Source organism: Niastella koreensis GR20-10 (assembly GCF_000246855.1).
GTDB classification, from domain to species: domain Bacteria; phylum Bacteroidota; class Bacteroidia; order Chitinophagales; family Chitinophagaceae; genus Niastella; species Niastella koreensis.
Map to the genome: position 1 here is coordinate 3,687,022 of NC_016609.1, position 23,221 is coordinate 3,710,242.

At 46.7% G+C, this 23,221-nt stretch carries 6 protein-coding genes; all 6 read right to left on the bottom strand.

What is annotated here, in order from left to right; all coding sequences use genetic code 11:
• Positions 1–19: 19 nt before the first annotated feature.
• Positions 20–8,674 (bottom strand): DUF6443 domain-containing protein, encoded by an 8,655-nt coding sequence (locus tag NIAKO_RS14455; protein ID WP_014219187.1) that lies wholly within the window; start codon positions 8,672–8,674, stop codon positions 20–22.
• 41 nt (positions 8,675–8,715) lie between these two features.
• On the bottom strand, positions 8,716–9,462 hold the full coding sequence (locus NIAKO_RS14460) for a LolA3 family protein (RefSeq protein WP_133055321.1): 747 nt from the start codon (positions 9,460–9,462) through the stop codon (positions 8,716–8,718).
• A 47-nt stretch (positions 9,463–9,509) separates the two neighbouring features.
• On the bottom strand, positions 9,510–17,546 hold the full coding sequence (locus NIAKO_RS14465; protein WP_014219189.1) for a PA14 domain-containing protein: 8,037 nt from the start codon (positions 17,544–17,546) through the stop codon (positions 9,510–9,512).
• Positions 17,547–17,626: 80 nt separating this feature from the next.
• Positions 17,627–18,730 carry a hypothetical protein gene (locus NIAKO_RS14470; RefSeq protein WP_014219190.1) on the bottom strand — a complete coding sequence of 368 codons (1,104 nt, stop codon included), beginning with the start codon at positions 18,728–18,730 and terminating at the stop codon, positions 17,627–17,629.
• A 10-nt stretch (positions 18,731–18,740) separates the two neighbouring features.
• Positions 18,741–21,164 carry a hypothetical protein gene (locus tag NIAKO_RS14475; protein ID WP_041346776.1) on the bottom strand — a complete coding sequence of 808 codons (2,424 nt, stop codon included), beginning with the start codon at positions 21,162–21,164 and terminating at the stop codon, positions 18,741–18,743.
• 42 nt (positions 21,165–21,206) lie between these two features.
• Positions 21,207–23,213, bottom strand: a complete 2,007-nt coding sequence (locus NIAKO_RS39110; protein ID WP_014219192.1) for a hypothetical protein — start codon at positions 23,211–23,213, stop codon at positions 21,207–21,209.
• Between the last annotated feature and the right edge of the window lie 8 nt (positions 23,214–23,221).

Here is a 23,221-nt window from a genome sequence, read left to right on the forward strand (position 1 = left end):
TAATTTGAATTTAACAATATTACCTTGGCCGAAACTGACTGACCTTTAAATTAAATAATCCTGATTTAATATGAGCAGGTATGTCATTGGCCTTTTCATAATCTACTGCCCCCCCATGAGCCGCTCCATTTCTCCATGGTATTATTGAATTAGAGGGATTTTGTGATCTATTGTACGCGTTTTCCATTTGAACAGCATCATTAGTTTTCCAAGTTGGAGAATTTGGAGCCCGCCCTAACACGTGTCCTAATATTTCATGAACAGACAATAGTGCTAAAGAAGGATTTATAGTCATTGCGCTTCCGGCTATATAGGTTGTTTGATAATCATTTATTTTGGCCGCCGAGTTATTAACTAAAAGAGTATAAGTATCCCCATCTTTATGGCCTTGCCTGGTATCTGGAATATTAAATCCTCCTCCAAACGCAAAATCAACATCTACACCAGTTCCTTTAACTTCCTTATACGAATCTTCCATATTAACCCCTTCTTTAATATAATCCGCATAAGCGGCGCTGTATTTTTGATTTATATCAATTACTTCAACGGTATGACGTTCTTTGGAATTTATTGCACTATAATACCCATATGCAATTACCTGATCATCCCAACTTAAGTTTTTAATGGCTTTCGCAAAATCTCTATCATCAATAGTGGCAAAATCATTGCCTTCAAGCTTAAATAAACCTCTTAAGTTTTCCTTACCAGGGCCTTTAAAAGTTTCCAAAATTGTACACTTTAATTCTTCAGCACTTCCCGGATCAATGCCACCCAACGTATCTGTTTTATCTCCATTTACATCACTAAACCAGATGGGATTTCCACCAAAAGTATTATAACCACTTAAACCAACATTCGGTTTCGGATCTATATTCCATCGTCTTCCAATCCTGCTATCATACTCCCAGAATAATGCTGTTGTTGACCCTTGAGCCACTTCATCACTCTTCTCCTGCCCATTAAACCCATATCTATACCCGTCCACATTCACACTCCTTCCCGGCTGCACCATCCCGTATGGATAGTAATCCTGCGCAGTAACCACCTGTGGATTGAAGTAGTCGATGGTGCTATTATTCGATGAAACCCCCAACTTTTTATCATTCACCGTCACCAGCACGTTACCTAAATGGTTACCTAACTCAAACAGCTTATCTCCCCTGCCAAAATTAACATTTAACCTTGTACCCAGCAATGGCAGGCTGTTATCGGGAGTTGGAGGTATTGTATCCACATTCACACTACGGCGCAACACCCCTAACCGGCTGCTGCCATATAAATGCACTTCGGTTTGTGTCAGGTGCCCGTCATGCACGGCAGGTTTTCCTGATTCATATACGCTCATCACATTGCCAGTGGCATCACGTACATACCAGGTTCTGGCAGTGTCGGTGGAATTCTTCTTTATCACCGTTTTACTGATGCGGTTTCCATCGGGGCCATAGGTATAGCAAATATCTACGCTATCTCCTTTTACAATCCGGCTGATCTTTCCATAAACCGTCCAGTTCACTTTGGTAATTCCTTCCTTATTGTCTTTTACCAGGTTACCAATGCGGTCATATTCATAGTTACCTGCTGCCTGCGCATCGATATCCGCATCATAATTACCGTCGGGTACCGTATCGTATACGTTATCCAGCTGATTGGTGTTTGGTTTGTAGCTGTAAGTCAGTTTATCCATATCCAACGGCTTACCACCTGCTGTATTACCATTGCGGTGGTAGGTCAGGATATTTCCATTGGCATCATAACTCACTCTTTCCTGGAAGTCGCCATTCAGTTTGCTAATATCACTCCAGTCATTGCTGTTCTTTTTCCAGGCATCCATCGCCACCAGGCGATTGAGCTGGTCGTATTGATAATTATACAATAATGGATTGTGCAATGCATCTATATTCACCGCCATACTGCTGATGTTTCCATTGTACAATGGGCGGTATTCAGTACCCAGCTTCACATTAGCATCCTGCGAGGCCGCGCCGCTGATGGCCTTGTAATCGCCTTTGAAATAATTCAGCATTACATTGTACGCTGTTTTACCTACCACACTACCTGTGCTGCCATCGGCTTTTAATGTATAAGCAGGATCGGTATTCACATCCGGGTTGATCATCTTCATCCAGCCCTGCAGGTTATAGGCATAGTTGATACCCTGCACCTGCTGTTCGCCTATTATTGCTCTTGCCAGTGGTCCATGGTCGTAATACTGGTAATACGCATCGTTGTCCCAGTTAATGCTATCGGCACTGGTGAGCACGTTGGTGATGCGGTTCTCGGCATCATACACATACCGGTGATAGAACGCATCCGGCTGTCCTGCCTGATAGCTTACCTGGTTCACTTTTCCGCTTACCAGGTCAAAGTCATAGGCAATTTTCTTGAAGCGGTTGCTTGTCAGCAACATGTTACCATACTGGTAATCCTGCAACAGGGTATCTACATTACCTAAAATATCATAACTGTAATAAGTAGAAGTGGTAGCCTTATCCTGGCTGAGGTTAGCTGCTGTATTGTATAAACAGGTACGCACTACGCGGTTTCTTAAATTATGCGCCATCAGGTAATACCGTACAGGCGTGTACTCCAGGTCATACACCGTTCTGGTGATCTGTTCTGCCGTACCGGCTGCATTCGCCAGCCAGGTATCCAGCGAACCCTTGTCCCTGCTGGTGGCATCTGCCATGGCCGTGCTGCTGGTCAGCTGCCCTACTTCTGTAATCCGGCCGATGTCGTCGTACTTCGTATAGCTGTATTGCGTGCTATCATATTGTTTGGCATTCTGGGAAATGCTCAGTCGTCCCAGCCTGTCGTACCAGAAGTTGCTGGTGCCGCCATCCGGTGAATGCTGCGCCACTACCTGGTTCAAGGTATTGTACCGGTAATCGGTATACATCGTATGCGCCGGCACTAATGCTGTTCCTGCTGCCCGGGCCAGTCGTACCTGCACGGTATCGGCGAGATGTACGCCGGCCGGCGCTACGGTACGGATCAGGTTGCCGGCCTGGTCGTAATAATATAAAGTATAGTGATATTCTCTTTTTGTATAGGTTACCGTAAACGATTCATAGCGGTACGCCTGTAAACATTTCTCCGTATAGTTTCTTTCAAACGCACCGGTCAATGAATCGGTATATGTCTTGTACAGCTCTGTACCCTTGCTTACGGCAAAGAAGGTACTATCTGAACAGGCGCCCTCATAGTCAACCTGCAAAGGTGGTACTGCCGGTTCCGATCTGCCACACAAGGTGGGTCCCTCGTAATCGTCGTAACACTGTCCGCCACCGGCGCAAACCAATGTGGAGTCCCTGAGATCGATAGCTATGCCAGTTAAAGTAGTGTCGGTATACATGGGCGATACCGATTCATCTACTCCTATAGCCCAGGGTACGCGGCTTACGATTTCATCTGTGGCGCCCAGGCTTATTTCCTGGTCGTAACAGCTGGCTCCGGGGGTCAGCGCCAGCACTAACATTTGCTGGTTGTTATCCCCGGCCATGGTAAACCGGCCATTGCTGTTCTGCGAAATGCGGCCAACGGTTTGCGTACCAGTGAGGTTGGTCTGGTTCGTCCACACCAATGCGCCGGATGCATCTACCTTCTGCCAGGTAATATGGGTACTGTTATTACCCGTTTGCGCTACCATATAGCCTCCATCTGCAACCGGGAATACGGATGAGGTTACCATTCTGTTGCTGCCCGCGGGAATATTGAATCGTTTGTAGGATACTACGTCCCCGTTTTTTGTCAGGTTCATCACGCCTACCTGGGCATTTACGGTGCCCAGTTGCTGTGCACTGTTCACCATCACCATATACCCGTTCTCGGTAGCATAAATATCCCTGAACCAGCAGCTGCGGGTGGTATCTGCGCCATCGGCATAATGCCATGAACGCATGAGGTTACCATTGTTCTTATTCACTTTATGGATCACGCCAAAATAACGGTCGCCTAAGTTAGGGTCATAAGCGGCGCCGCTTACCAGCAGCGTATCTTCCTGCTCCAGCAATCCATATGAAGGAACGCCATTATAACTGATAGAATCGGTTTCATTGGGGATACACACGGTGCTGTTGTTCTGCAAACGGCTGGTACCAAAACGGCGGACCCAGTTGAGGTTACCGTTTGATTGCAGGCGGGCCAGTAAAAATTCGCCATGCCCGGCATGTTGGTTATAAATACCCAACGCTGCATATCCGCCATCGCTGGTTTGAATAACATCATAACCATGTTCGCCAAACGGCGTATTGAAACCGATCGTTTTTGTCCAGGAAGTTAAACCATCGGAGGTCACTTTCATGATCCATAGGGCGCCTGTTGAATAGCGGCCCGAATGGGTGGTACCTACTGCGATGTAGCCATTATCGGAAGTGCGGCGAACCCGTACCAGGCTATCGCTGCCCAGGCCACCATAATATTTAGCCCACTGCTTACGGCCCAGGCTATCGGTCTTCACCAGTATACCGTCCCTTGAAACACCAGTAACACTTACACTGCCCGTCAGAATATAGCCTCCATCAGGTGTCGGTTGAATATCCTGCAGTTTACCCAGCGCATTGCCTTCGGTGAAATACAGGTTACCAACCCGTTCATCGGTGCAATAATGTATGGTGTTTATATTTTGAGCAGAGTCGGAACATTCCTGCATGAACATGAGATACTCCCAGGCCTGTTTCGCAAAGCCCAGGCGGTTGTTCATATAGTTCTGGAAGAAAATATTCTTTTTTACCTGGATGGTATCATCCAGTTCTGTTATACGCGGCGTATCGTTTGGATACTGCTGTTTGTAACTTTGATACAGGTTGTTCACCACTACACAGTTGGTACATACATCCGTTGAATTACATTGCAGTCCCGCATCCAACAGGATCGGTTCCTTCAGGTAAGTACAGGCATTACCTGCATCACCGGGCACAGTGGTATTATTACAGGCGTTCAGCAATATTTGCAGATTGGCGTCACTCATGTTCACGCCCCTTGTTTTATTCAGATATGCAGCAAAGCTGGCATATCTGCGTCCCAGGCCTTTTATGTTTTTGTATTGTATATATAAGGAATTCAGGAGCTCACACTCGCAATCGGCGGGTTTGTCATAAACCGGTTTGTTAAAGTATACCGGTTGTTTGTCGTAGGGCCCGGGCACGGTGATATTGTCGGCACTACATTCCATACTGTCGCTGGCAATACCATGCGTGCTATTGTAACCATCGATGATGTCTTTGAAACTATGATAGCTGGTACCATCCAAAACAGCTGTTCCAGGCAAACTGCTGGCGCCGAAAAGATGGTCCTGGTCACAGGCCTGACGGCACAATCTCTTCATCAATGGTATAATCACATCGTTCAGGTCGTTCCCATTGTTTCTATAACAGGGGGCTAACTGGGTGTACCATTGCCCGGCGAGATAGTCAACATTCTTGTCGTATTGTGCATTCAGCTGATTTTGCGCATCGGATTTAGCCTGGCTTACACTGCTGGCATCACTGCCATAGTCGAGCTTTGGTGTTGTTTCTGAAAGTACGGTTTTAATGTTATCGTTAAATTCAGGCTTGTATTTGGCCGTTATCAATTCTTTCCGGGTAGGCATTTTGGCATAAGCCGGGCTAACAGGCGTACACGTCACTTTACTTATCAGGTCATTTACGATATCCTGTTTTACCTGCAAATACAGGTTACGGAATGCGATCCACGCCATATCCAGGTCGCCATCACACCAGTTGAGGTCGAAATCATTTGCTTTATTAATATAATAATCTGTACATCCGCCGGTATTGGCCTGGTCACACTTGGTAACGATATTGGCCATGGCCCAAATATTTATTGTTTTGCCAGTATTCGTTACCAGGTATTTCTTCAGCTTATCTTCAAGGGCTCCTTTTAATCCAGGTTCCAAAACAAGCAAGGGATCCCGGTTACCGGTAACAAAAGGACCGTACTCATACGGAGCCCCAATGTTGGTGGGGTTGAGGTACCCTCCCGCTACTGCATCTTTATAATTATCTATCGCTTCCATTTGCCTGTCCCACAAATTACTTGGTCTTAAGCTTTCCAGTTTCTGCAGCTTGCAATACTCCGGGTGATAAGGTAATAATGCTTCAGCCCAGCTGGTGCGGAAATTTTGAGTATACTCAACGCGGGAAAGGGTATTGGGCGCTACCATCATATCGCTGTTCGCATTGTACACTTTATCGGGCTGACCGGCAGCATCCAGGTAATTCACCTCATCCAACTGGAATGCGGGTATAAAGCTGAGCGAATCCTCGGGATCTACCCAGAAAATATTAAACTTATCCTGCCTTTTCGCATAGGTGGTATCTGCATACTGCCCATAAGGCGGGGTCATATCCTGCAACATTGCGTTGCGGATATCGTTGTCGGCCGATGCGCTGTCGCCGCACAGGGAATTACAACCATCAACAGCACTCTGGTAGGCAGCGTTTATCTGATCGGTATACGATGCCACTTCATCGGCAGGGATGTTTGCCTGGGAAATAAAATTAGCCTTGAACTGCTCCAGTGTGCCCACGCTGGCGCGGCATTTGGCGCAATCAGGTTCGCAATCGGTAGTTGTCTGGGCTATTATCGAGCGTTGTTCATCTATAAAATCCTGCATGGAGCGGCAGGTATTATTAGGCATGTACACACTGTCGCGGTAATAATTAAACCCATCGCGGCTTACCGTTAACCGTTTGGTGATCTGGTAATTTCCTGGCGCCAGCGGCAGGTTGAACGCCAGGTTCATCGGTGACGGATTGCACGAAGGCGTAATGGCGCCCAATGAAAAATTGTGCAATACGGTATCATACGGTTTTCCGCCCGGCAATAACTGGTTGTTGCAATTATCGGTAATGGTTATCTCCAGGTCGTACAAACAGGTATAACAAATATTCTGGTTGTCGCAATTCTTGTCTATGAGCGAAGCAGGATCGAGCTTGTAGTTGAAGGCAAAGTTACCGGCTGCTGAAACAAGTAACGATTTCTGGTTCACCATGCTCCAGTTCTCCAGGAAGCGTGTACCCGAATCAGCCAGGTTTTCGGTAACATTGGCGCTGTCATACGATGCCAGCGGCGCCAGGCTGGTGGGCGCCACCCCTGCCAGTCCGGTAGCAATGGTACGGCCATGCATATCTACATAACTGATGCTGAACTGCCCGTTGGCATCCTGCACCATGTTCTTGAAGTAATGCGAATGATCGCCCACATCGGTGCCAAACAAGGCATCGATCTCCCCCTGATCGGGTGACCCATAAAAATATTTTGTTTCATGGCCGCTGCCTAACTGGTAGTCTTTTCCTACCCCACCCTGGCGGCTGATGCGGCCGGTATTATCGGGCGTATATTCTGTTTCCGTATACGGATATTTTTCAGCATTGGGAATGAACTGGTTCATCCCGATGGTTTTATTGGGGTTGTTGGCTGAATAATATAAACTGGCGCCCGAACTGTCCACCATTTCCTTTCCATGGGCGTTGCAATACATGTCGGGGCTGTACAGCGAATCGTAATCGCTTTTATAATATTCAGGGTTATTGATGCTTCTGTTGAAACCAGCGGTATACTGAATTACATTTTGTAAGGATGGCGCCGGCATTACCTGGATGGCAGGCCGGCCCTGGTAATCATAAAAAGTTTCGGCCGCAATCGTTTTATTATTGGTATTGTCTTTGGTCACTGTTTGACGGCTGCGCAGACTGCCATCGAAATACTGCACTACCACTTTTCTTTTTCCTTCTTCTGCAAAGCTGATGCTCGACTGCCAGTTCAGCATCCGTTCATGACCGGTAAAATCAAACTGACCCATTACAGAAGTCGCGGCATCTGAACTCCAGGTGGCATTCAGCACCGAATTGGCTTTACCCAGTTGCACCGGACGCACCCGGATGAACAGGGTACCATTGTTGTCGTACATCAATGGAATGTTGTATGAGTTGCCGGTAGTGCTTACACGGGTGGCATTGTTATAAAAGATCAACGCCGGATCAAAGGCATATGGAGGATCTTTCTTCCTGTACCTGCCCAATGCAGATATGTCAATGTACGCCCATTCCAGGTCGTACTGATCGGCGCCCCGGACTGCAGTCCAGCTTACCGGCAATTCATCTGCGTTGGGATCAACGGATGCCGGCAGGTTGATACTGGCCACGGTATTGGAACAGGAGAAGGTGTATTTTGGCCGGGCAGTCAGCTGGTTTTCGACCAGCAATACAGACGCCACATCCCAGGTTGCTCCCTGCACATCCACGTTCAATATTTTTACCGTCACTTTTCTGCCGCCGTAAAAAACGAAGTTATTACGGGCGTTATAGGTTTGCCCGGTATCATACGTAACGGTAAACGTTTTTACCACCGAGGCGGTATCGGTGCCATTGTCATAGGCTATCGATAACGTTACATTGGCGGTAAATGCCGTACGCATGTATATATTGGAGGCTTCATTTATTTTCAGCGTGATCACGTTCTGTACAGAATAGCCGGTATCTACCCCAATGGCTGCTGCATTGAAGAATGCCGAGTCTTCTACGGTAACCGCAGAATCCTTGTGCACCTGGCTTTTGCTGCCATCGAGCACGGCCCTTGCTACAACGCCGCCGCCACCGTCGCCTGCACGGGCCACGGCCACACTACAAATAAAGCCGATCAGTAATATTATGCGGAAAAAGGAATGGGTCTGCATGTGCGTCTTGTTTTATTCCGGTACTGGTTATGATCTTAAGGTTATAATTTTGGCGATGCCAGAAAGATCTGGTAATCTTTATACTTTTCCGTTGGCTGGTATTTACCCTGGCCAAGCCGGGTAAAATAGGGTGAGCCGCTAAACAGTTCTTCGGTAAATTGGCCCTGGCAGTATTGACTGAACACAATCTCTACGCGTCCTTCCGGCTGATAGGGGCCACCATTGCCCCCATCCACCATCTGGTCTTTGTCCACAAGTCCTTCGGTATACATATCATACACCACTTTTTGCAAATAGCCGGTTTGCTCATTAATGGTCATGGTAACATTTTTATACGCCTGCCCGGGAGGAAAGGCCATGTTCAGGGTAGCTACCCCACCGGTACGGGTTACCCGTGTACGCAGGCCCTCGAAGTTGCCGAGCGCTGAATCGAGCGCCGCCACCGGATCGGCCAGCTGCGACTGAGTTGGGGTGGTTAAATAAATAAGCTTTTCGCCTTTATGCACCTGGATGGTGTATTGATCGTTGGTGACCGTTTCCACATCTTCCAGTAAAAACCGTACGTGATTCCTGTTCATGGCCACATCGCCCGACATGGTATCGATGTAATTATCTGGTTGATTTTTATTGGCATACCGGTACAGCACATGAAAGCTCAGGAAGTTGGCCGACCTGTACGCCTGCTGAACCTGTTGCATGAACTGTTTTACCGCATTGGTACTGTCTGCCGCATCAGATGCAGTTGCAACAAAGCAACCAGCCAATAGCAGGACAAAAATCTTATTCATATTAAACCACTTTTTCATTGCTCATTATTTATTCCACATTCTTAATTCTATTGTTCTTTCGACAGGGCGCTTCTGCTTTCTTTTATCGTTTGTACACCACGCTCTGTTTCTTTTTTCACCCGCACCAGCGTTCCATCATCGTCATATTCATAAAAGGTAGCGTAATTGTTCTCATCCAGCTCTGCCATCAACCGCAGGTTCACGGCATTGTATACGAATGATTTCATTTGTGCATTGAACGGATGAATACGGATATCGTCGAAATAAGTAGTGGCCGAATCGGAAGCCGTAAGGGTTACCTTCATTTGGGTAGCATTGGCCGGAATATCTACTACTGATTCGTACCGTTGCCAGCCTTCTACCAGGTTACCCGAAGGGTTCAGCGTAATATTATTTGTACTGCCGCCTACGGTAAAGCTCACCACAATGTGGTTACGGGTATAGCCTTTACACAAACAGCTGTTGTCTTCTTTTACCCAACCGCCAATGAGCACTTTTTTACCGGCTATAGGTGCAAAGCTGGGCACAATGGTGCTTTTTGAAGCCTTCATGCCTTTTAATTTGTCGCCACAGGCGTCGGACTTCATGTTAGCCGTGAGCTGGGGCACTATTTCATCCGAAGCCACCTGCAGATCGGCCGTAATACCTACACCGGTATTTACATCCACCTTCAAACTATACAGTCCCGTATGCGCCTGTGCGGTGGTGAAACCGGTTTTGAACGCTGAGAAGTCGAATGGTTTGGCAACAGGACAGGCATTGTCGCAGGTATTTGTTTCAAAACCATAATCTTCAAACCCTTCATAGGCGCCTTCCTGGTAATGGCTGTTTTGTAATACGGCTGTCGGCAGGGTTAATCCATAACCATAGATGCCTGCATTGTACCGGCCCAACGGATCTTTATTCTCCAGCTCAAACCCTTTGCGGTTAAACAGGGTGGTTTGACTGTTCCATACCCAACGGGTGGTATCATAAGAAGGCACCCACTGGTTGTTCTGCAAGATCCAGAACGGAGCAAAGTCTTTTATTACACCATTGGTACGGGTATCGATGGGTTGCGATGGATCAGATTCCATACGGCGGCCATAATATACATAGCCACGCAGCGGACGGAAATTACCCAGGATCCCGTATTGATATGGGTTAACGGTTGTATCGGTAATAGCGCTGTAACAACCGCTGTTGTTTACATCTGTACATGTTCTGGTAGAATTATACCTTACTTCCAAACCAAAAGTATCGGGCGTTGGCGGATGCATCACATATGTTACTTCTATCACCGGCCACTTGGCAGGGTCAGCATATTTCTGCGAATACCAGGTTGAATAATAGTTTCCATAACCACTTTGCAGATAACCCGGTGGTTCTACAAACTCGCCAAATGCACATTTTGAAGTATCGGCATGGAAGCCGGTTGCACCTTGTGTAAGCATGAACGACGTAGCCGTATAGGTACCGATCCGGTAGCCATCCACATATTCTTTTACATCGATGGTATCGTTCTGGAAGGGCACAGTTCTTTTTACTTCGCGGTGCCAGTCACTGTTATATACCTCTTCATGGTAACCAGACAATGGAATGGGTGAATACCAGCCGGCAACCAGCGATATGCTCAGGTTATCAACAGGATTTACCGAGTTGGCGTTTGGCCACATGGTTTGTTTATGTCCGCGTTGATCGGCCTGCAACAACAGTCTGGCCGACAAGACCTCGGCGCTCTCAGGCACATCATCATGTATTTTACTGAAATCCATAATGGCCAGTGCATTCCGCTCATATCCGCCCAGGTTAAGGTTGTTCTCCGTGATCAATCTGTCTGAAGCAGAGTCGATCACCGTTAACGAATCTTTGAAAGTAGGACAGGTTTGTGTTGATAGCAGGCTTGCTGAGAAATTCGGCGCTATGCGTACCGTAACCGTATCAGGCGACGGCGTATCTACATGGGCCTTTTTGAAGATCACGCCATCGGGCGTACAACTGCCTACCGTATAATCGTAGTAGGAGGCACTGGAAGACATCCGACGGTACAGTTGTACCATCATGTTCCCGATATAACACTCATACACTGTTTTTGAGGGATCGGCTGATACCGGTTTAAATAACTCGTTCTTATTATTATTCAACAAAGAACATTTGGTTATATCAAAGCCGGGGATCTCTGCCGCTATGGCACCAACCGTTTTATAGTCGCTGAAGTCGTATACAAATAATTCATTGTTTTTTATGAGGTGATCAAAGAACGGCAGCATACAACCGCAGGCTTCTTCTGCAAATTTGGCTGAATCACTATTGGTAGCTATGCAGCTCTTGGTGAGGTCAGTTTTTCTTTTATCGGCCACTTTCCAGTATTGCGCCATTTCACTGGCGTCGGCAGTCACCACATGGGTGGCGGTATCAAACACCAGGTGATAGTTATTGTCTGTACCCATGCGCAAAGGACTGCGCAACGAGGTTACCGAACCTACGGAACCATTTATATTCCGGTGGCCCGAGCGGATCACTTTCAGCGTAACATCGTTCCCCGAGAACGCCATACCGTTCTTGTCAACCAGGTATAATTGCGGAGCGCCGCCGTGTACCAGGTTGCTGTCTATCACCCATAATTTATAACTGTCAGCAAAGCTCGCTGTATCACCAATTGCACAGCCTGTAGCCCCGTAAGACTCCTTACTGTATACCAGCAGTTCATCGCCGCCTATCAGGTATTCGGTTGCATCGTGGCCATTCAGGCCATAGGTTATTTTGCCATTTCTCACCTGCAGATGCATCAGCAGGGCGTCGATGTTCTGGTAAGCCGGCCCAATGCCCTTATATACCCAGTGTGAAGGATAGCTAAACTGGTAAATGGGATCGTTAAATTCATTTTGCGTTCTCGTAAGCAGCGGGTCGCCCGTTTCTGCATCGTACATCATATTTTTTGTACTCACCTTACTTCCCTTTTCAATATGCACCACACTGTCTATGATCCCGTACCGGTAGATCACTTTTGTCATGGCTGCCGAGCGGAACTGGGTGGTCTCTTTCTGGTACATCGGGATCAGGCTTGGCACCACTGCAGGCGGCGTAGGTGGTGTAGGCGGCGCAGGTAAAGTGAAAATGTCAACATTCGCTTCTGCATTGGCGCCAATGGTCACCGAAGTCTGGTCACGCATATCGGCCATCAATTCCACATCTTTACCGATGATCGCGGTTGTATCTATCGTGCCATCCGGACTGATGGTGGTTACCACGTTATTCAGCTTCTTAGCGGTCACCGCATTATTATCAACGCGGTAAAAATTCTCGGTATAGCTGATAAGCCCTACCGAATCGTTCTCTGAATAGGTGGCTTCCGAACGAAGCTTTCCATTCATATCGTTCAACTCCACTTTAAAACCCTGCGAAACGGTGAGATAATTTTTGGCATCGATGCGCAGGAAGTTCCTCAGCGCAGGTTTATATCTTTTTTTGGTATCGTTATCAAATACCGAGTAGTCCCAGAGTGTGGGGAAATCATAGGTTGTAAAGAACCTCGATTCGGTATAGCCATTGGCTGAACGGGTTTTATTGGTATGAATACTTCTTACCCGCACATTGCGATAACCGATGGATGCACCGGGGAAAAACGCTTCACCCAATGGTTCTTCACTATACATGGCGGCAGCGGGGGCCATTACAGATATTTTTTCCTGGTATTCTATTGGCAGATGGAAAGGATTTTCTTCGGCGCCTATCGCAGGTTCCCAGGCAGCTACCCCACTACTGATGCGGGTGGGCACCCCATTTACATTCTCCACCATGGTATAATCGTAATGCTGACCATAGATGGCCTGTTGCTGCTTCTTATCTTTCAACCGCGTCATTTTATCCCACGAGTCGTAAATAAGAACAGATTTTACGCGAATGCCACCGCCGAGTTTCTTCAGGGCAGGGCTATTTAACCGTACATAAGAACGGGCCAGCGTGGTGTGAGCAGCAAGCATATTTAATCTGGCATTGTCAAAGCCATTAATTACTGTTTTTACAAATGGCATTAAGGGAACAAAATTGGTTACAGCCGTGAGCACATTGAATTTATCACCAGGTTCCCTGTCAGGGTCTACTTTGGAAGGCAGGTTCAACTTCACAAAATTAATGGCAGCCTGGGCCAGCGGACTATAACCTCCGCTGCCATCGCCGGCTTTGCTCACGCCGGCTACTTTGATCCACATGATATTGGGATCGCTGGTCATGCCATACCATTTACCATTATTGTAAGCCAGATCTGGGTCTGCATAACAGGAAATATATTCCGGACCGGAGCCCCATTGGTCAGTGGGCATATTTACAGCCATCCGGAAATACAATTTCTTCAACCCATCCAGGTACCGGGCAAACAGCTCCTGGTCGCTTTTTACCCGAACGGGAATTTGCACAAAAGCAAAAAGGTTATCAGTGATCTTTAAAAATGGGTCCTGTGTATACAGGCTGTTATCATTACTCAACGTTTTTGACGAGCCAAAGCCTGTCAGCTGCATCATCTGGGTGGCACGCCTGTTTTGCACATACCCATAATCGTCACTTTCATACTTCACTTTAATTGCTCCGCCTGAAGGCAGTTTAATGGAATCCATGGTCCAGGCGGCGGCATTGTAAGCAGCCAGTGCACTATCCTGTAAAGCATAAGGATAATCAGCATTTGATACCGGAATGCCATTTATGATCCCTGGGTTTTGCCGGGGATCTTTATAGGTACCCCATTTATCGGTTGCATTGGTTATGTAGCGCGGGTTATTATTATGATAATAGAACTCATAAGGATTGAGCCTTCCTTTATCATTGTTATTATAGGTAAACCAGATCCTTTTCAGGGTCAATTTACCCGAGTCGTTACCCATGCCTTTGAACTTGTTTATACCCCGGCACAACTCATACGTATAATCAAAGTGTACTGTTTTTATAGGAGTGGCGCCTGTACCCTTCGCTAAAAAGTCAGCCTTTGAATACAGGTTGATCTCTTTCAGGCAATAGGCTTTTCTATTATTTACCTTGGTACCATCTTCATGAATGGCCAGCAGGTCTTCGCGGTCCTGCAGGGTAAAGGTGGCGATCATGGTCTTTGACTCAATAGAATGCAGGTACCACAATTCTTTTTTACCACTGATATAATTCGCCTTATCGTCACGGCTATAGGTTTTCAATCCTTCCGCATAATTGGCGCTATCGCTGTAAGGCGCCCGCCATTCGTACGGACTGGCAATACCCGCAGTTTTTGAATAATTGAATCGCACCGCATCGCCCTGGTCATCATCACTGATCCCATTACCTGTGATATCAACATAGTCGGGTGATAAAATGCCTGTCAACAGGAAGGAGTGGGCATAGGCCGGGATCTCCTGGCGGCTGTAATAGCCCTGCTTGCCGCTGGTGTTTTGCGTACTGTTTTCAACCCCGCTAAAAGCAGTCAACCCCGTGAGATTATTGCCATGACCATTCTCAACAGAAAAGCTCACTTCTTTTTGCTCGAGGTTATATACCGGAATACCATATACGTACCGGCGGCCATCCGGGTTCAATACATCTATTTCCGAAATGTGACTGCTTTTACGGAAATTATTCACCCGGTCTTCACGGGTAATCACATTATCCACAATGGCCGTATCGGTAAATACAGGAGGATAATAGTTCTTTATATTGATCGTATCCTTATCGCCCGAATTATTCCCCTTAGTGAAATCTTTAGTGTGATCTCCACTGGGCGTTCTCCAGAAAAGATGCACATAAGCAAAGCCGTTCCCACCCAATTCCAGGTATTCTATTCTCAGCTTATAAAAATGGCCTGCGATCAGGTTCAACTTTGTTTGTTGCCAGTTTGAGTTGGCCCGGGGTTTCCAGTTGTCTATCACCAGAGAATCATCAACCCACATCCGGATCCTGTCGTCCACCACTACACCAAAATCATAGGTACCGGTTTCGGGCGCTCTCAGGCGGCCCAGCCAGCGGGCGGTAAAATTATCAGCCGGGAAACCATGCTTAATCTCAATATCCTTATGGCCAGATTTCGTACACCAATAAGGGTTCCACCGCTCCCAGTCGTTGTGCATGGTCTCGTTTAGTTTGATCGGATCAAACGGAACTCCTTTAAACTCTGTGTTGGGATAAAAATATCCATTCAGTCCCACCCCTAAACTTATTGTATCGCCAACGGAAACATCATCACAATGGCGGTTATCGAACGTATTTATTTTATTGTGGTAAATGTATTTATCAAGGCCCACTACCGATGCTTCGGCGGCCGTCAGGTAAGAAATAACCTGGGCGCGTTTGTCGCGCGTGGTGCGTACCGCGCTGTCTCTTTTCACATCGAGGCTGCCCACTTTTGCTTTTCCACTGTAACGGTTAAGGATGTTAGCCGCAATGATGGTAGGACTGTTCTTATCCCGTTGGCTCAGGGCAGGCGTTACTACATCATCGCCGCCCAGCTTATCATAAAAGGTTTTGGTATTGATCGCTTTTTCTCCGGGATTACGAAAATAAGATGCTTCAAACAGGTCGTGGCTATTGCGGAAATTGATGGTATTACCAACGGCGTTCTCCGCTTCCCACGGACCGGTTTGGGTATAGGCATAGTTAAAATTCAGATCTACCCCTGCATGCACGATATCGCCAAAACCAACGTCGCCGCTGAATGCGTTCGTTTGGGTTTTACTTCTGATGCGGTGATCGGCAATATAACCGATATCGCCGCGGTATGGCCTGAAAGTACCACCGGTACCTTCACCCGAGATGGAAAACACATCGTAGGTATAGGTAGGGATCCCGATATGTGGAATAGCCGGTTTTTCCCGGTACGCCATTTCCTTTTCGCGGTTAAAGTCAGTTACGGCATCCCGGTTACCTACGTAGTTCTGGTAATTGAGATAACCGAAGACCGGCATGGCCACCGAGGTGTCGGGCGACGCAATATATTCACTGCCCCAATACCCGCTGATGAAGGCAGAAGCATGATGCCCTTTTTTCTGATCACCAATTTTAACAGTAACGCTGGTATTGGAATTTGTCATGGGCATGGTAATATAGGGCGTATAAGGCGCCCAGGCGAAAAACAATGCGCTGCGGCTGGTACCAAAGGACTCACTGTGGCTGTTACCCTTACTATCTTTTATCGTTTTCGAAACATCTCCATTCAATCCCATTTGCATACCCTTCAAACCCGTCATTGAATTATAGGGCGCCGAAACACTTAAACCAGCGCTCCAGCCCGGCGACTTTTTACCCTCCTCGCGCGAGAACTGGTACGACAAACTGGGCAGTATAGTAATACCATTCTGCGTATTATTGGTGAGCGACAATCCACCAGTGAGGTTGCCAGCAGATTTGCTGCCTACACTCAATGAAGCATTGAGCGATTGTTCAAAGCCCCAGCCATTATACGTATTGTGAAAGATGCCAAAACTATAACCTGCATCTAAACTAATTTTAGTCGCACTGGTGTCTGTACCTTTAACTTTTAATTTTGTCAATCCAAAGATTTCCGCGTTACCACCAATCGTTGCACCCCAGTTATCATTTGGTTTAATATTCGCCACCTTTCGCATGGTATCGGCCCCGCCATTGAAGTCATCAGGCACGCCCCGCATGTTACGGGTAATAGTACCCGGATTGATATTCCAACCCAGGCCCACCCAACTGGCCTCTTCATCCATACCTATCCCACTGTGATAAGCAATGTTCACGGGATAACCGCCCACATCCAATAAAGGAACGTTGTAGCTGAAATCGCCGCTGAACAGGTCAACCATGTTGTTGGCGCCAACCGATGAAAACGACTGGCTTTCAGGTTGTGTGGGCCCGCCAATGAAACGGCCTCCCCCTGGCTCCGCCGGCTGGTGGAGGGGGGAGTTGGCATCACCCTGATTAATCTCGGTATTTCTCTGTTGCTTTAAAGGCATGTATTCATCCCCAATACCGGATCTCCCAAATACATTGGATGAATAATTTGCAATCTTTCTGTACGGGGCATATCGCATTCCTACCCGTTCAGCTATAGTTATCTGAACAAACGAAATGCTCAACAGGAACAAGGCTATCTGTTTCTGATACCGTAATGCTAAACTCAATATCATAGTTCGGGGAATATTATGTGGTACTTCTGTTATTGATGCAAGTTCTCTATTTCAATATATTCTATACGGTTCCTACACGCTTACTTCGTCACGGTGAATTTTACCGTCCAGCTTTCATTGCGGCTGCTCACAAAGCGGAACAGGTATACTTTATTCGCCTGTATCTTCCTGTTATTTCGCAACGATACCTGCAGCTGGTTCTGCCCGTACTGAACAGGCAGGCTTCCCTCCTGCACTACCGGGTTACCCGGTTCTTCTATACTGGTAACGGTGTATTTAATGGTTGAATCTGCAGCGGCATTGTCGTACGTAACGCGCAATACATTGCCGGCTGTAGCGATCACCGCATCCTGCCCGCGTCTTACTTCTACAAACGGCGTTGGTTTCTCTGCTTCAACCCGTGGCCCGGTTTTCGTAACGCGGAATGTCCAGATATCACTCAGGGCTACCGCTTTGCCGCTGTTCATGGCCACTATCCGCCAGGCATACACTTTACCGGTATCCAGCGATCTGGTAGAAGCAGGGTAATTCCAGAACAGGTTTTTCGTATATACCGATGCGTTCAATGGCACGTTTTGCTGGATGGCATCTGCTTTGCCCTGTCCGGGTAATACTTCCACCAGTACCATGGCGTAGCCCAGGTCGTTGAACAAGCCAATGGGTGTTGGCGGCAACCAGGTGAATTGCGGATAGGGGGTCATCAGTTTATCTTCATTGGCGGGTGTATTCAGCAACGGCGGACTTAACGGGTCCACATTTACCGGGATACAATTTTCCACCAGGGTGATCTCACCCTTTTGTGCGTTCACTACGGTGTAACAGGCCTGGTACTTCCCGGCTGGTAACATGCCATTGGGGTCCATATCCACCCGCGCGGCCGGAATACTATACGAATATTGTATAGGCGAAAGATCCTTTGCCTGTAATTGCCGGCCGCCCTTGCCCAATGAAATGGGCGCCGAAGTTGCAGTGATCACCGGCTGGTTGGTTTGCACATCCAGTAACACCAGGTTCACACGTACCAGCATATTACCCGTACCGGAATTTACCAGCACCATATTCCATAACTGATTTTTTACCAGCACACCCGAGGGCGGCACCTGTAGCGTCATGCTTACCTGTGCATGCGATACAAACCCTAAACCCGTCAGCAGTAAACAAAGCAGTGTCCATTTTTTAAACATAAAATCCAGTTCAGAATGTTTTAAAATAGGTAGCCCTGCCCGTATTATTGGGCACAAGCTGTTTATTCATACCGGGAATAAATCCCTTTTCGGCTGAAAATTGTATCTGTCCCAACTTTGGTATCTGGAAAGTGGTCTCTGCAGAATAACCCAGTTGTTCTATATTATAGGTTGTTTGATAGTTGTACTTCACCCCGGCGCCCACCATCAAATATTTATTGAGGTTGTATGCGGCTCTTCCTTCTACAGTATACAATTTATAATCCTGGTTGAACGCGCCCGACGCGTTGGTCTGCAGCGTCAACTGGTTTATAAATGCCGATTGGCTCAGCAACAGGTTCTTTGTATTGAAGTATACAAAGCCGGAATCGGTTGATCGGTTATAGAACTGCGTGTACACCCCTACCGAGTTCATCATAACCTGGTTCACTTTGTAAGAATGGGTAACATTACCGGTAAGCGTATAAAACAGATTTTCCCGGTACACCCCATCTCCCAGTTTGGTGATCTGGCTGCTTGGGAAATAACCCACCGACATCACCGGCCATCTGTTGCGGCGCCAGGTGGCCTGGATACTCTTAAATACAGTTGTGCTTTTATACTGACTGCCAATAAAAGGATTACTGAAGTCATTGGTATTGGCGCCCAGCATCAGGGTCAACTGCCGTTTAAAGAACAGCTGTTGCACATTGGCGCTCCAGGCCGTTTGCGCTGAGCCATCGGTAAATGTGCTGAACGACTGAAAATTTGCACCCATGCGTTTAAATGTACCACGCACCGTTGTTTGCGTTTTGGGAAAGAATCCATCCGCCTTAAACGAATACGCTTCATTGTGGCGGTTGCTCATTTCCAGCATCTGTGCAGACAGGCTGTTCTTTCCCGATGAATCTTTTGCATACACGGGGTAAGAAGATTTTGCCACCTCAGCTGTAAGGTTAATATTCTTTGTAAGCTTGTAATTGCCTTCGATGGTAAAACCCATCAACGCCGATGAAGGCGTTTGCACGGAAGTATTTTGTAAAGTATCTACCGTACCGGCATTGTACAATTGCCGGCGGCCGCCAAACCAGGTGAAGATAATATTGTTACCATCTTTCAATCCCCGGCCATATCGCAATACGGTCAGGTATTGCCCCGACTGCTTGGGCCCTTTTACAATAAAATCACGAAAACGGTAATCCACACTGCCCGTTGCCAAAGCATAATAAGCATCGGGATTGTATTCTGCCTGAAACCCGTTCACCGAAATATTCTTTGCCGATAATTCGGAATAATTCACCACACTTCTGCCCACGCCGAAAGAACGAATGGCCATTAATGTTTTATACCCTTTGGGGAGAACGGTGTCTTCGACATGGTTTTCCTCCATGATCTCCTTCAACGTCGCCGGGCTCTTCGCCTGATCAATTTCCCGGAGCACCTTATTGACAGATTCCTGCGACTGTCCTTTGGCCGCTTTTATCATTTTTTGCAAAGCCACCACGCGGGCCTGTAAGGAATCAACCTGTTGTTTGCGCTTGTTATAAGCCGCTTCAATGTTGGACGTGTCTATGTCCAGTTTAGCCAGTTGCGAATCCAATAATAATGTGGCGCCTGGTAACCGGTAACTGGTATCCGGCTTTCCAGCTAATCTGGCCAGCGAATCGCGCAGTTCTTTTTCTTTTGCCTCTACCAGTTTTTGCAGCAATCCGGGATTTTTTACCCAGGCATCGAGCAAACGCAGCTTTTTCAGGGTTTCATCCAATTCATTCTTTAAACTATCAGGCGCTTTGGGCGACGGCAAATTTGCCAGGAATTGTTCCCGCACCTGCGCTTTTATTTTCTGCGTAAACTGGGTATTGTTATAATTTAAATTGAGATCGGAAAAATTCCGGAACAACTTTGAATTGGTGAACCTGTTGGTGAGGTATAACCGCATGGGGTATTTGCCTTTCACCGTAACATCGAGGTAGGTTTGCACCGTATGCTGATAAATATTCTGTTCGTTATAAGGCGTATCTATGTTAGAATAATAGTTCACATTGTACATCACATTGCCATGCACCTGTAAAAAAGGAATGCGGGCAGGTTTTGCCGGTTCCATTAACTTCACCGGTTCCCGTTCAACCGGCACATAGATATACGCGTAAATGGGCGTTTTGATGATGGCCTTACAATCCCGGCGTTCGATAAAAAAGGTAGTGGGCTCATCCGCTTCCGGTTCCGCATCAGCATTTATAACAGGTGCCTTTTTAGGAGCCGTTGTATCAACCGCATGAGACACCTTCACCGGTTGCGGCGCAACCGGTGATTGATGTAACAAATTATTGGTTGATGATTTAGCGGAATCCTTCACAGCTGTTGCTTTATTTTTTACCGATGACAAAAGGGAGTTGGCCGGCCTGCTCAGGTCGGGTTTGTTCACCTGGGTGTATCCTGCTACCCAGCACAACATTATCAATATGATTATCATTCCCTTTTGCACGTTGAATGCTTTTTATTCGATCTTTTTAGATTGACTGGCGCTTATTATCAGGGTTCTCAATTCAGCTATTTGCTGTTTGAGCGATTCCATTTCTTTATTCTGATTCTTTAATTCATTGATCTCTTCATTTAATTCCATAATCTTTCCACTTTGCTTTTGCAGTTTCTTTTCCTGTTCAATGGCATACAAAATCAGTTCTTCAATTTTCTTTAATAATCCAGCCTGGTTACTGGCTACATCGATGCCTTTCTTTTCTACCTCGGCAGCAGAAGGAATACCGGGCAAATGATTATTTTGATTGATGAAGTTTTCTACTTCAGCTAATGAAGGCAGCTGATATTTTTTACTGAAAACATAATCGGGCCAGCGGCCGGTTTGCGAGATCAGCATTTTTTGTGCAGAAACGGTACCGTTGACAGCCAGGTCGGAGTTCATGGCGCCATTGAAGGTAGATGCCGCATCTTTGTAATAAAGATTTCCGCTGGCGTCGCTTACTACAATGCGGGTTAAGCTGTTATTATTGGTCAATCCGCTGAAACGAACCGATCCGGTAGTGTGCAACTGCGCAGTTGGCGCATTTGTACCAATGCCGGTATTTCCGGAAGTAGTGCCTAGTAACACATCACCTGTTACCGTTTCAATAGCAATGTGTTTACTCCCACTTATTATATTCGTCAAGGTTGGTTTATAATATATACCTCGTATAATGAGCGGATTGCTTGCCGGATCTAATTTATATTCTGGCTGAATATTCAACATACTGGCTGAATTTCCAGCCACGTTGTTTGACCTGATTCCACTTTTTATCCTGATGATACTCTGATCGGGATTATAGATATCCTGACCTAAACCACCATAAGCGTCTGTAAAAACAAACATATCATTTGCCCATCCCTGATTTGTTCCTTCAAAAATCAAACTGCCGTTAGAAGGATTATCAACACGAATGCCGGTAGCAAAACCACTGGTACCAACATCATTTCCTGACACTATCGCCAAATTACCCAACCGATGCCGGTTGCCATTGGCAAATACATTTCCAATTACCTGAAGTTTATCACCATTGTCAGTAGTTGAGCCAATCAGTAAATTTCCTGCTTCCGTAAATCTCCCGGCCTCCGCACCAGTTCCCAACCCTGAATAGAAATGCAGTTGGCGGCCACTTAGCCTTAAATTGGCCCTCACATTATTGTTCGTGATCCCGGTTAAAGATGTTCCTAAAAAATAATAATTATCCGGATTATGAACGGCATCAAACCCCGAGCTGAACTCCGCAGGATCGGAAACAAACATTTTCAGTTGTGACGTATTATACGCGCCGGTTTCAGTTCCCATAAAAAATGCCCCTGACGAAATATTTACTAACCCGCCCGGAAATATCCTAAATGGCGAGCTGCCGGTAAGACTTGGATCACCAAACGCAATAAGGCCATCCCGTTCATATAGAACAACTCTATACGAAAATCCATTATCACTCGAGACACGTATTATGTAATTCTGCCCATCTTCCTGATTTAACCATCCCCCTATTGCTATCCGGTCTCCAATCCTTGATAAAATTGGATTAAAAGTAATTGCTCCCCTGCCACCACCTAATTGAAGTACATTACCATCATCTCTTGCAATGTTACCTAATAGCCAGTTACCTTCATATGTCAATCGGCCACGTTTCAAACCATTTGTATAAAAATCAATCGAATTATTATCCATGGTACCAAACGTACCCGTTGTCCCAAACCTGTTCCCGCCCTGCAGCCAGGGATTCATACGCAAAGTGTCACCCCCAATGACGAATACACTATCGTTGAATCTCAACAATCCCCTTCTAAACTCCGTTCTTCCCCTTCCTTTATTGAAAAGAAAGCCCGGAACGGTTTGCGTATGATTCTCGATGATCAGCTCAGCCGTATCACAGCTGTTAGTGATCTTTACACTATCAGCTTTGATGGTGTACACATACTGAGCCTGAAGGGCTTTATCCAGGCACACGAGAACAAGAAAGAAGAGAATTTTTTTCATATAAGGTT